Source organism: Lonsdalea quercina subsp. quercina (assembly GCF_000688655.1).
Lineage (GTDB): Bacteria > Pseudomonadota > Gammaproteobacteria > Enterobacterales > Enterobacteriaceae > Lonsdalea > Lonsdalea quercina.
The window spans coordinates 115,115-127,159 of sequence record NZ_JIBO01000016.1; the positions used below are offsets into that span (position 1 = coordinate 115,115).

The following is a 12,045-nucleotide window of genomic DNA, read 5'->3' on the forward strand; positions in this document are numbered from 1 at the left end:
GCGTTCAGCCCGGCGGCGAAAGGCGGCATTAAACGCTGACGCGTTTTTTACGCCATAGCATGATGGCGATACCGACCAAACTGCTGAGCAGCAGCACGACGGGCAGCAGGCACAGTCCGGTCATCACCTGGTCTTCGTAGCGTTTCACCAGGGGTATATGGCTGATGGCGTAGCCCAGCGATACGATGCCGCAGACCCACAGCATTCCGCTCAGCCAATTGAAAACCTGAAAACGGGTATTGCTCAGCCCGGAAATCCCGGCGATGGTCGGAAGCAGCGTACGCACAAAGGCCAGAAAACGACCGATCAGCAGCGCCACCAGTCCATGCCGGTGAAACAGCGAATAGGCGCGCTGGTGATAATGCACCGGCAGTTGTCCCAGCCAGGTTTTGACCAGCCGGGTGTGGCCCAGCCAGCGCCCTTGCAGGTAACTGAGCCAGCAGCCAAGGCTGGCCGCAATGGTCAGCAGCACCATGGTCGGGACAAAACTCATCACGCCTTTCGCGATCATTGCGCCCGCCAGCAGCAACAAGCTGTCTCCCGGTAGGAAGGACGCCGGCAGCAGCCCATTCTCAAGAAATAAGGTGACGAAGAGAATGCCGTAGACCACCCAAATAACGTGAGGATCGGCCAGCGCGCTGAAGTCCTGCTGCCATAGCGCCTGAATTATTTCGTGAACAACACTCATTTTGCGTCCTGTCTGGTTTTGCTGGAACCCTCTGAAATGAACAACGTATTGCTGCTCCGTGCCGCGATTCGGGTACGTAATAGGGTGAAAAACGTGGGTTTGTCGTTAGAACTGCCGTGTAACGACCATAATACACGTTTTCCCTATTCAATCGCAGAGAAACAAGGGATATAGCGCGACAGGAACCTTTACGATTCCTGAATTCTTCTGAACCCGTCGGTGAGATCCTCGATCAGATCGTCGCAATCTTCCAGTCCGATATGTAACCGAATCAACGTTCCGTTAAAACCAACGCCGCCGGCCGGTCGGATTTTGGCTAATTCTTCCGGCTGACTAGCCAGAATCAGCGATTCGAAACCGCCCCAGGAGTAGGCCATGCTGAAGTGATTGAAGTTATCAAGATAGCTGGCTAACTGCGCTGATGAGAGTTTTTGTTTCAACACAAACGAAAAAAGCCCGTTGCAGCCGCTGAAATCGCGCGCGAAGGTCGCGTGGCCTTTACATCCCGGCAAAGCGGGATGATTGACGACGTCGACTTCCGGACGTTCCGCCAGCCAGCGCGCGATGCGCAAACTGCTTTCCTGATGCTGCTTCAGGCGCACCCCCAGCGTACGCAGGCCGCGGCTCGCGATATAGGCGCTGTCGGCGTCCGCCATCTGACCCATCAGATAAGACTGCTCGCGCAGCCTGTCCCAGCAGCGCGCATTCGCGACCGCGGTGCCCAGCATGCTGTCGGAGTGCCCCACAATGTACTTGGTGCCTGACTGAACGGAGATATCCACGCCGGCATCCAGCGCCTTAAACAGAATGCCCGCCGCCCAGGTGTTGTCCATGATGATGACGATCTCTGGATTGATACGGCGGACGGCGGCGACAATGGCGGGGACATCCTGCACTTCCATCGTGATGGAGCCAGGCGATTCCAAAAAGACCACTTTGGTTTCCGGCTGGATTAACCCGGCGATATCGCTGCCGATCATGGGATCGAAATAGGTGGTGCTGACGTTCATTCTACCCAGCACTTTGTTACAAAAGTCCTGCGTCGGTTCATAGGCGGAGCCGGTAACCAGCAGATGATCGCCCGATGAAACGAATGACAGGATAGCGTTGGCGATGGCCGCTGCACCGCAAGGATATAACGCGCAGCCCGCGCCGTTTTCCAGCTCGGTCATGGCTTCCTGTAGAGAAAAGNGCGTCAGCGTCCCACGGCGGCCGTAGAACAGGGCGCCTTTGGCGCGATTTATCGTTGCCTGTTTCTTCTCTTGCACGCTGTCGAAGACGAGCGAGGAGGCTCGCTGAATCACGGGGTTAACCGAACCCTGGGTAAATTTCTTCTGTCTTCCCGCGGATACCAGTGCTGTGGCGGTTTTTTTGCTAGTCATGCTTCACCTGTTGCTCATCGGTCTTGATGGCTCCTGTCATTAAGGAGTGCGGCGGTTTTATCTCTTTAACACCTTTATCTTTACGTTATCATGGCTGACACCGAGTGTGTCGGGCGGAAGGCTAAAAAGCACNCTCTTGCTGCCAGCGAGGGCAGTAAAAGGGGATTGTGCTGTAAGGAAAGGCGGGGTTTTGGCCAGAAGCGCCGACTGCCACGGAGATATATGCGCAATAATAATGAGAATAGCTATCAATTAATTTTGGCTTTGGTATCATTTTGACCAAAATGGTTGACTAATGAATAGCACTGAATGATTGGCGGAGGAACAGCGTGAATACGGCTGACATTAAAGGAAAGCAGCAGGTTTCATCAGCCTGGCGGACGATCGGGGGCGCCTTTGGCGCAGTGTACCGAAGCCTGCTGGCGTTATTGCTGGTGGCGGGCTTCAGCGGCTATGCGTTTGCCGCACCGTCATCTTTACCTCTCTCCACGAACGGTGGCGATGCGGCGACGACATCACCCCTCTCGTTGCCGCCCGGTTCCGAATCCACCGCGCCGGGCAATTTGATGCAGATGGATTTATCCGTGCTGGGGATGTACCAACATGCGGACATCGTGGTCAAGATCGTGATGATCGGCTTGATACTGGCATCGGTGGTGACCTGGGCCATCTTCTTTGGCAAAAGCGCCGAGTTAATCGGCGCCAAGCGCCGTCTGCGTCGCGAGCATGATGCCTTGAGCAACGTGCGCTCGCTGGACGAAGCGGCGGAAATGACGCGGCTTTGCAAGACGGGCAGCGTCGCGCAACAGTTCGTCGTTGATGCGCAGGACGAAATCTCACTGTCGGCCCGTTCCGACGACAATCAAGGTGTCAAAGAGCGCACCGCGTTCCGCTTTGAGCGCCGCGTCGCCGCTAACGGACGTCATATGTCGCGTGGGACCGGATACCTGGCGACCGTCGGTGCCATCGCGCCGTTTATCGGTTTGTTTGGCACGGTTTGGGGCATCATGAACAGCTTCATCGGCATCGCCCACACGCAGACCACGAATCTGGCTGTTGTCGCTCCGGGTATCGCCGAAGCGTTACTGGCGACGGCCATCGGTCTGATTGCGGCTATTCCGGCGGTGGTCATCTACAACGTGTTCGCCCGTTCCACAACCAGCTACAAAGCGCTAGTCGGCGATGTGGCGGCGCAGGTGCTGCTGCTTCAGAGCCGCGATTTGGATATCGCCGCCAGCGAAAACAGCGCGGCGTCTACTTCGACGCAGACACTGCGGGCGGGCTAAGGCATGGCGATGCATCTGAACGACGGACAGAACGAAAACGGCGAAATGCATGACATCAACGTTACGCCGTTTATTGATGTCATGCTGGTGCTGCTAATTATCTTTATGGTGGCGGCGCCGCTGGCGACGGTCGACGTTCGCGTCAATCTGCCTGCCTCTTCCGCCGCGCCTCAGCCGCGTGAAAAGCCGGTCTATCTGACGATAAAAGCCGATAAGCAGCTTTATTTGGGTGAAGATCCTGTCACGCAGGACACGCTGGCGCAGACGCTGAATGCGAAAACCAACGGCAATAAAGAGAACACCATCTACTTCCAGGCAGATAAAAGCGTCGACTACGAGACCATGATGCAGGTGATGGACGCGCTGCGTTCCGCCGGATATCTCAAAGNGGGGTTAATGGGGATGGAAAAAGTTTCTCGTTAAGGACTCATGAAACATGCTTCACGTTAAGCGCGGCTTTTGCCGCGCTTTTTTGTTTCTGCGGTTTGCTGAGCTGTCAGCGACGAAACAAAACGGGTGATATAGCGCGTTTAGGTCGTGCTAAATCCCGGTTCTATCGGTGATAGTGGATAGATAATCCTATCGAACCAAGCGTTTGCTGGCCTGGTTCGCGGTATTGCTGAAAGGTCTACTGCGGAAAACCCGTTGTGGGAAGCGTTTATCCGCGAGAGTCAGGATGCCGCCAATGGATGCGGCTGGGTACGTAAACGCGCTTTTCGGGGAGAGTGCGCCCGTCAATCAGCGCAGTGATCATATCGAAGCTCCTGCTGGCCAGCGTTTCGCAATCTTGCGCGACGGTGTCGATTCGTAGCGGCAGACAGTCGAACAGATAGTGATCGTCGAAGCTGCACAGTCGGATCTCGTTGTTCATCAGGTTGTGCTGGTTCAGGTAGCGCAGCACCCCTTCCAGCAGGCCGCAGGCGGCGACAAATAGCGTTTTGGGAGGTCGCCCCAGCCTTGCGCACAGCTCGGCGAACATTTCGTAGCCGGAGCTGGGGCGATAGTTGCCCTGCATGATCCAGTCGGGATGGCAACTGATTCCGGCACGTTCCAGCCCTAGTTGGAAACCGGCGAGACGGTCGCGGGTGGGCGAAATGCGGGACTGGCCGCCAATGAAATAGAACTCGCCCTGATGCTGACGTGCGACGGTTTCCACCAGTTTAGCTGTCGGCTCGATCGACTCGGTGATCACCAGCGGCAGATCGGAATCACCTATCATGCGGTCGAACTGTACGACAGGCAGTTGCTGGTTGATCTTCTGATATTCAGCGTCGTTAAGCATGCTGGAGGCGACAATCAGCCCGTCCACCTGACGCTGAATCAGGCTATTCACCGCCATGATTTCCTGGCTGGGATTCTCATCGGTACAGGCGATAAGCAGTTGCAGACCCGCCTCGCGGCACAGCATTTCCAGCTCGTGAGAAATTAACGCAAAGCCGTAGTTGGTCATTTCCGGCACGACCAGGCCGAGCGTGTTGCTGCGGGTAGAGCGAAGCGAGCGGGCGTGAATACTGGGAAGGTAACGATGCTGTTGAGCGAGAGCGAGAATGCGGTCGCGTGTGGCGTCCGAGACGCGAAACTCCTTACTACGCCCATTTAAGACCAAGCTAGCGGTGGATTTGGAAACCCCCGCCAGCTTGGCGATATCACTGATGGTTACGCGCTTAGTTTGTTTCACCACTCGTTCTTAATGGTAGAAAAAAGGGAAACTATTCTATCACGCATGGCGCTAACAGCCAGTGCTGCAGCGTTAACCTCCCTGAACCGCTGAAACTGACGGTGGCATCCCGCAGTGGGAAATAGCGGGCCGACATTACGGCAGCGCCGTGGTTGATGAAAATCTCCACGCTGGAGCGATCGCACAGGATATGTAGGCGGTGCAATTCGCCGCGCCAGTAACGATGTTCCGGTTCGCCCGTCCGCAGGTTATGACGACTCAACGTCAGCCGTTCGCCATCCCAGCATAAGACCATCAGATTGGCGAAGTTGATCTGGAACTCGCCCTGCGTATCCACCATCAGTTCGGCGCTGCTCGCAGGCAGGATTGGCGCGTAATCCGCTACGCCTTTCCAAACGTGTTTCTGCGTTCGCAGNCTCTGCAGCTCTCGAGCGGGCTGCTGATAAAGCATGCCGTCCTGCAGCGTTAGCTCACGCGGGCAGGTCATGGTGTGTACCCAGCCGTATTCGATGGTCGGTTGTTGGAACTCATCCTGATCCGGCACTGCCATCCAGCCGAACATCAGGCGACGGCCGTCCTGACTCGTCGTGGTCTGCGGCGCATAGAACTCAAATCCCAGATCCAGCTCCTGGAAGTCTCCGTGGGTAAACTGCCCTTGGTCATAATCAAGCTTACCGACGAAGTAGCCCGCCTGAAAGATGTTCAGGTAGCGTTCTTCTTCGGCCGCCAGACCTTGCGGACTGCAAATCAGCACGTCGTGCTGCCCTAACGGGAACAGATCCGGACATTCCCACATGTAGCCGAAATCGCCCAGTCCGCCGAGGCGGGAACCGGCGATTTCACCCAGAGACTGCCACTGGTGCAAATCGTCGGAGGAGAACAGCAGCACCTTGCCCTGCAAGTCGGTGTCCTGAGCGCCGAGCACCATGTACCACTTGCCGTCATGACGCCAAACTTTGGGATCGCGTACGTGGCCGGTATAGCCTTCCGGCAGTGGCAAAACGGTGCCGAGCTTGTCGAAGCCGCCGTCGGCATTTTCCCGCGCCAGACACTGGTTGGCCGTACGGGAGCCGTCGTCGTACTTCACGTTGCCGGTATATACCAACGTCAGCGTGCCGTCGTCGTCTTCTACCGCGGAACCGGAGTAGCAACCGTGGCTTTCATAATTTTCCGCCGGTATCAGCGCCACGGGTTCGTGGCGCCAGTTGACCAGATCGGCCGAGCTCCAATGCCCCCAGAATTTGGCTCCGTGGGCGCAAGCTAATGGATTCCACTGATAAAACAGATGGTAACGCCCTTTATGCTGAATGAATCCGTTGGGATCGTTCAGCAAACCGACATTCGGTGACAGGTGCCACTGCGGACGGTAAGGGTCATAGCACTGGCGCGATTGAGCCGACATCAAGGCATGAGCCATACGTTTTAATAAGTGGGTTTCTCTCATTATTTGCTATCCGTTTTGTATCTCAGGAACAGTGAAAGCACGAAGGCTGTCCCGAAGGCTATCAGCATGCCGATCACATAACTGATAAATGAGTCGGGTTTTACGATCGCCATACCCGGAATACCGGTCAGGCCTACGGCGGTCATGCCGACGTGGTTCGCTACGACCCAGGCACCGCCCAGCGCACCACCAGCGATGGCAGCCAGGAACGGTTTCACGAAGCGTAGGTTGATGCCGAACAGCGCCGCTTCGGTGATCCCCAGCAGTGCCGAGAAACCGGAAGGAATGGCGATGGCTTTGATGCGGGCATCTTTGGTCTTAAAGTAAACCGCCAGACAAGCTCCGCCTTGAGCGATGTTGGCCATACACCAGATCGGTAGCAGAAAGTTGACGCCGATGTTTGGATTGCCCAGCAGACCTGCTTCGATGGCGTGGAAACTGTGGTGTACCCCGGTGATCACGATAACGGAGNAGAGACCGCCGAAGAGTAGGCCCGCAAGCCATCCAGCATGCGAGATCAGGGTGCTCAGTACCATGGAGATACCGTCGCCCAGCATCCGGCCCGCAGGACCAATCACCAGCATGGCGACGAAGCCGGAGATAATGACGGTCAGGAACGGCGTCAGGATAATATCCAGCGCGTTAGGGATAATTTTGCGCAGGCGTTTTTCCACCATGCTCATGAACCAGACCGCCAGCAGTACCGGGAACACGGTGCCCTGATAGCCGATCATGGCGACGTCGTAACCGAACAGGTGCATGGTCTTGAACCCTTCGGTAACGCCCCAGGCGTTGGTCAGCGCGGGGTGGGTCAGGATCCCCCCGAGCGTCGCACCCAGATAGGGGTTACCGCCGAATTCGCGCGCGGAGGTGAAACCAATCAGGATCGGCAGAATGATGAAGGCGGCGGAGCTGAAGATATCCAGCAGGATGAAAATGGCGCTATCAGGGTTCACCCAGTTATAGGTTTTGATCATCCCCAACAGGCCCATCAGCAGGCCGGAGGCGACAATAGCCGGAATGATAGGAACAAAGATATTGGACAGCAGACGCGCCAGACGCTGAAGCGGGTTTAGNTTTTTGGCGGCGGCCGACGCGGCCTCTGCTTTGCTGGACTCATTGACGCCCGCGGCTTTGATGAACTCCGCATGAACCTTGTTGACCAATCCGGAGCCGAAAATGACCTGCATTTGCCCTGAGTTCTGGAAACAGCCTTTAACGCCGTCCAGTTTCTCGATAGCGGCTTTGTCTGCCTTATTATCATCTTTTAATACCAGACGCAGACGTGTAGCACAGTGGGCCGCGCTGGCAATATTGTCCTTCCCGCCCAGCAGGGTAAGAAGAGAAGCCGCAGTGGCTTTAATGTCCATAAGTTTCCTCATAAATCAAACAACACTACATCAGCTGAAACCGCGGCAATTNAAAGAAGGCCGCGGGTAAAGGCTGAATCAATTAAAACCAGGTTTCCATCTGAACGCCGAAGGTCCATTCGCCGCCAGCGCTAAAGCCGGTGGCGCCGAAAGCATCTTCGTTGGAGTAGTTGTCCAGACGTTTATCCCAGTCCATGTAGCTGGCGAAAACGCGCAGCTCGGGCCGGCTGAAAAAGTTGGCGATATCGCCAACCTTGAAGGTCGGTGCAAAGGTCAGCTTGTAAAAACCGCCGCTGACCTGATTGCGCGCTAAATAGCCTTGCGGATCGAGATCCATGTACTGATAGCTACCTTCATACGCCAGTGCGAAATTGGGGGTGATTTCCTGAATAAAGCGTGCGTTGAATGTCACCCACTGATAATCATCTCCGGAGACGTAACGATCTTTGCTGCTCTGCGCCATCAGCGACGGCGCGAAGCTCCAGGTCTTGTTGATGGCGGTGGTGCCGTAGGTCGCCAGACGCCAGGTATCGGCGTTTTGCGTCAGGTTGCCGTCGGAGCCGATCCCTTTGACTTCCGCGCCCAACCCATGACCGTACAGCAATGCGACGAGCGAGCTGCCGTCCCGCAGGCCGTAAAAGTTGTCACCGCGCCATGCCACCGCGGCGTGTAGGCCGGAATCGCCAGCATTGCTGTTGACGATATGGCTGGCGCTGTTGGCGCCGGTGTTGGTGGTGAGATCGTTGTTCTTCGCTCTCAGACCACTCAGCATGAACTGGAACGGACCGACAAAGTTGTTGCTGGTCACGATGTAGTTCTGAATTTCGTTATCCAGCGCTTCGTTGTCGCCCAGGCTACGGCCGTAGAGGGAAAAGTTGGTTTTCCAGCCGTCGACGGGTTGAACATCGTAGATGCCGCCGCCGGTGCCGGCCAGGAAGACGACGTCGGAGTCCAGCCAGTGGATATCGAAGTTGTCCCGATCGAAACGTTTACCCGCCCACAACGTAGTGTCCTTGAACGCGCCGGTGAACGTCGGCAGAGAGCCTAGCTCCACGAAAGCTTCGCGGATATTCAGGTCGCTGCTGTCCGCCGTCCAGTCATTATAGCTGCGCTGTCCGTCGGCCATCATTACCCTGAAACGCGTGGTCGCGCCGTTATCCAGCTTGGTTTTGTGCTCCAGCTTGAGTTCCAGGTATGTGTCGTCTTCGTTGCCCAGACGGCCGATGTTGCCGCCTACGCTGCCTGCGGGCGACATGCCCGGACCGATATCCGCTTTGCTGCTGGTGGCGGAATCATGTATCGCCAACCCGGATCGCGCATAGCCGTGGAATTCGAAGCCATCGGCGAGGCTGCTTTTGTCAGCCAGCGCGGTGGTGCGTTCCGCGACCTGTCGCGTTTGCTGCTCGTTTTGCGTGGTGCGTTGTTCGACCTGATGCGCCTGCTGTTCGATTAGCGCCGTGCGGGTAGAGAGCGTCTGCGCTTGCTTTTCCGCCGCGTCGGCGCGGGCTTCCGCCCGCTGAGCGCGCAGTTCGGCCTGCTGTACACGCTGTTCCAACGCATTGAGCCGATCTTCAAGCGTGGTGGTTTCCGCCCCAGTGGCATAATGGGAACACAGAAGAAGCCCTATCGTTGCAGAGAGGTAGTTGAGTTTCATGGTTTTTATTCTCTTTTTAGGTTGAGCGATATTATTTTTGCTAAATTGCTAAACCGGTTGCGCAGCGAAATTAAAGGGGAGAGAGGGGGTTGGCAAGGGTTTTTGCTAACTCGATTCTTTATCTGTGATCCTGGCTACAAAATACCTGTTCCCACGTCGCTTTTTTACGCGGGAACAGGAAAGTTTTAGGAAAGCGGCGTAGCTAACTGGTGCGCGTAAGGGAGCGCTGTCATCGCGCCTTTGGCGGTGGTCGCGAGCGCGCCGCAGCGCTGCGCCTGATCCACAATATCCATCCATTGGGCGATATTGTTCAAATCGTCGTGCTGTGCCAAGCCTTGCAGCAGGCCGGCGACAAAGGCGTCGCCAGCGCCCGTCGTGTCGACGGGCGTCACGTACGGCGCGTCGAAGTGTTTCAGGTTTTTGCTGTCGCGCAGCCACACGCCGTTGCCGCCCTGCGTGACCAGCAGCAGTTTCAGGCCGTAGCGGGACATCAGCGCTTCCGTTCCTTGTTCGATTTCTGACGTGCCGCTCAGGAACAGGAATTCATCTTCGGAAAGTTTCACGGCATCGGAAAGAGACAGCGCCTGGTCGAGACAGTCACGTAGTTCCTGCTCACTTTCCCACAGGTCTTCGCGGATATTCGGATCGAAGCTGACCCAGCCCTTGGCTTCCCGGATGCGCTTCATGGCCTCCAGCGCGGTCCCGCGTGAAGGTTCCTGAGAAAGAGCGATAGAGCACAAGTGCAGCCATTCGCCTCGCTGAAAATCAGGCAGGTCGTGCGACTGAATAAACAGGTCGGCGCTCGGGCGCACCATGAAGGTGAAGGAACGCTCCCCCTGATCGTCCAGCTCTACCAGTACGGTAGAGGTCCGATGCTTGAGGTCCAACTGCATGAAACCGGTATCCACCTGCTCCTCGATAAGCACCGTACGCAGGAATCGGCCGAAGGCGTCTTCGCCCACACGGCCGATAAATGCGCTCTCACCGCCGAGACGGGCCACCCCCACGGCGACGTTCGCCGGTGCGCCGCCGGGACATTTCAGATAACGATCCGTGCCTTCAGGAATCAGGTCAACCACGGCATCGCCCATGACCCACACTTTATGTGACATANCTATGCTCTTTACTGGGATTGATAAACCGGCCGCTAAAATAGAAGAATCGGTTTAGCTAATCAACACCTTCCTGTGACGAATGTTACCAATCGCACACATTGATCCTTAAATTAGGTACCAGTCGGTGAAAAAAACCGGTATTTTCGCCGAAATTAATGACGCGACGAAGTCATTACTTATCGTGAATGTTGCGAGTGAAAGGGTTGGCTGATGTGGGTTTTCCACACGTGAGCCGGGAGAAAAAGGACGTATTGCTAAACCCTGTGCGAGAACAAAATGTGGGGTGAGTCGCCGCCCACTGACCTTATGAACACGCCATTTTTCTGAAGATGCTTCAATGCCGCTGTAGCGAAAGTGCTGCTACTCTAAAGAAATAGGTGAAGGGAGGGACATCAGGATGAATTCAGAAGCTATCTTGGCGTCAATATCACGCTATTTGCGTCGGCATCACGTCCTGACGCTGTGCGCGGGTGACGCGGCTAATTTATGGTGCGCCAACAGCTTCTATATCTACGATGCCGACATAGCGGCCTTCGACATCATGACCCCGACCGATACGCGACACGCCCAACTCATGCGGCACTCCCCGCAGGTGGCGGGCACCGTTAGCGATCAGCAGAAGAATGAGATGTTGATTCAGGGTGTACAGTTCCGGGCCGAGGCCCGATTGCTTCAGGGGGCGGAGGCCCACATCGCTCGCGATCGATACAATGCGCGCTTCGCCCTTGCTCGACGGTCCAGTGCGCCGCTATGGCGCTTGACGTTGACGGAATTGAAGATGACCGATAACCGGCTCAGATTTGGCGCCTGTTTACTGTGGCAACGGGACGAGGTAGACGCGCATTCACGATGACGCTTTAGCGCAGGCGATGGATGACCTGATTGCTGCTGCCCCGCCAGATGAGTGAGGGATCTTTCAAATCCTGCACAAATTTACCGTCCACCAGCACGTTGATGAGATCTACCACCTGACGCTGCTCCGGCGTCAGGTCCGCCAGCACATAGCCCGTCCACATCCAGATATCCTTGCCCTCGCACTCGCGGCGAATGCGTTGCACCAGACGCAAAATGTCCGGCACGTTCTGCGGATGCAGCGGGTCGCCGCCGGAGAGCGTCACGCCCTGACGCGGGATGTCGGTGTCTTGCAGATCGGCGATGAGCCGATCCTCTTCGACCTGCGTAAACGGCTGACCGGCGCTGAGACGCCAGGTGCATTTGTTATAGCAGCCGGGACATTGATGTTCGCACCCGGCGACAAACAGGGTGCAGCGCGTGCCGGGTCCATTGACGACATCCACGGGGTAGTACTGAAGATAATTCATCACGGTGTCCCTATCCGGGGTCGTCCGGAGACGGCCTGTCTTGATATGCGTGTGGTTCGAATCTTAAGGCGACTGCGTATTGGCACTGGATGCACAGCGGGGAGAG

Annotated in this window: 11 protein-coding genes; 3 read left to right on the top strand and 8 right to left on the bottom strand. The window is 56.4% G+C overall.

Features of this window, described 5'->3' with window-relative positions; translation table 11 throughout:
• Positions 1-28: 28 nt before the first annotated feature.
• Together RZ35_RS15010 and metC are read right to left on the bottom strand one after the other, a co-directional pair.
• A complete protein-coding gene (locus tag RZ35_RS15010; protein WP_026744061.1) occupies positions 29-688 on the bottom strand; it encodes a DedA family protein in 660 nt (219 codons plus the stop codon).
• Positions 689-876: 188 nt separating this feature from the next.
• Positions 877-2,070, bottom strand: coding sequence for a cystathionine beta-lyase (metC, locus tag RZ35_RS15015; protein WP_026744062.1), 1,194 nt, complete (start codon positions 2,068-2,070; stop codon positions 877-879).
• A 329-nt stretch (positions 2,071-2,399) separates the two neighbouring features.
• Here metC and exbB point away from each other — a divergent pair, with 329 nt between their 5' ends.
• Together exbB and exbD are read left to right on the top strand one after the other, a co-directional pair.
• On the top strand, positions 2,400-3,356 hold the full coding sequence (gene exbB, locus RZ35_RS15020) for a tol-pal system-associated acyl-CoA thioesterase (protein WP_081825737.1): 957 nt from the start codon (positions 2,400-2,402) through the stop codon (positions 3,354-3,356).
• 3 nt (positions 3,357-3,359) lie between these two features.
• On the top strand, positions 3,360-3,779 hold the full coding sequence (gene exbD / locus RZ35_RS15025; protein WP_026744064.1) for a TonB system transport protein ExbD: 420 nt from the start codon (positions 3,360-3,362) through the stop codon (positions 3,777-3,779).
• A 235-nt stretch (positions 3,780-4,014) separates the two neighbouring features.
• Here exbD and RZ35_RS15030 read toward each other — a convergent pair whose 3' ends face one another.
• The 5 genes from RZ35_RS15030 to RZ35_RS15050 all read right to left on the bottom strand — a co-directional run bounded on the left by RZ35_RS15030 (position 4,015) and on the right by RZ35_RS15050 (position 10,614).
• Positions 4,015-5,034 carry a substrate-binding domain-containing protein gene (locus tag RZ35_RS15030; RefSeq protein WP_026744065.1) on the bottom strand — a complete coding sequence of 340 codons (1,020 nt, stop codon included), beginning with the start codon at positions 5,032-5,034 and terminating at the stop codon, positions 4,015-4,017.
• A gap of 31 nt (positions 5,035-5,065) precedes the next feature.
• Positions 5,066-6,478 (bottom strand): sucrose-6-phosphate hydrolase, encoded by a 1,413-nt coding sequence (locus RZ35_RS15035; protein WP_026744066.1) that lies wholly within the window; start codon positions 6,476-6,478, stop codon positions 5,066-5,068.
• Complete coding sequence (locus tag RZ35_RS15040) at positions 6,478-7,848, bottom strand: sucrose-specific PTS transporter subunit IIBC (RefSeq protein ID WP_026744067.1); 1,371 nt, start codon at positions 7,846-7,848, stop codon at positions 6,478-6,480. Before RZ35_RS15040 ends, RZ35_RS15035 begins: the two co-directional genes overlap by 1 nt.
• 82 nt (positions 7,849-7,930) lie before the next feature.
• Positions 7,931-9,502 carry a carbohydrate porin gene (locus tag RZ35_RS15045; protein WP_026744068.1) on the bottom strand — a complete coding sequence of 524 codons (1,572 nt, stop codon included), beginning with the start codon at positions 9,500-9,502 and terminating at the stop codon, positions 7,931-7,933.
• A 185-nt stretch (positions 9,503-9,687) separates the two neighbouring features.
• On the bottom strand, positions 9,688-10,614 hold the full coding sequence (locus RZ35_RS15050) for an aminoimidazole riboside kinase (RefSeq protein ID WP_026744069.1): 927 nt from the start codon (positions 10,612-10,614) through the stop codon (positions 9,688-9,690).
• A 400-nt stretch (positions 10,615-11,014) separates the two neighbouring features.
• On the opposite strand from RZ35_RS15050, the gene RZ35_RS15055 reads away from it, so the two are divergent.
• The gene (locus tag RZ35_RS15055) at positions 11,015-11,470 is read left to right on the top strand and encodes a YhbP family protein (RefSeq protein WP_026744070.1); all 456 of its coding nucleotides are present in this window, start codon (positions 11,015-11,017) and stop codon (positions 11,468-11,470) included.
• 4 nt (positions 11,471-11,474) lie between these two features.
• Here RZ35_RS15055 and nrdG read toward each other — a convergent pair whose 3' ends face one another.
• On the bottom strand, positions 11,475-11,939 hold the full coding sequence (gene nrdG / locus RZ35_RS15060) for an anaerobic ribonucleoside-triphosphate reductase-activating protein (RefSeq protein WP_026744071.1): 465 nt from the start codon (positions 11,937-11,939) through the stop codon (positions 11,475-11,477).
• Positions 11,940-12,045 lie beyond the last annotated feature (106 nt).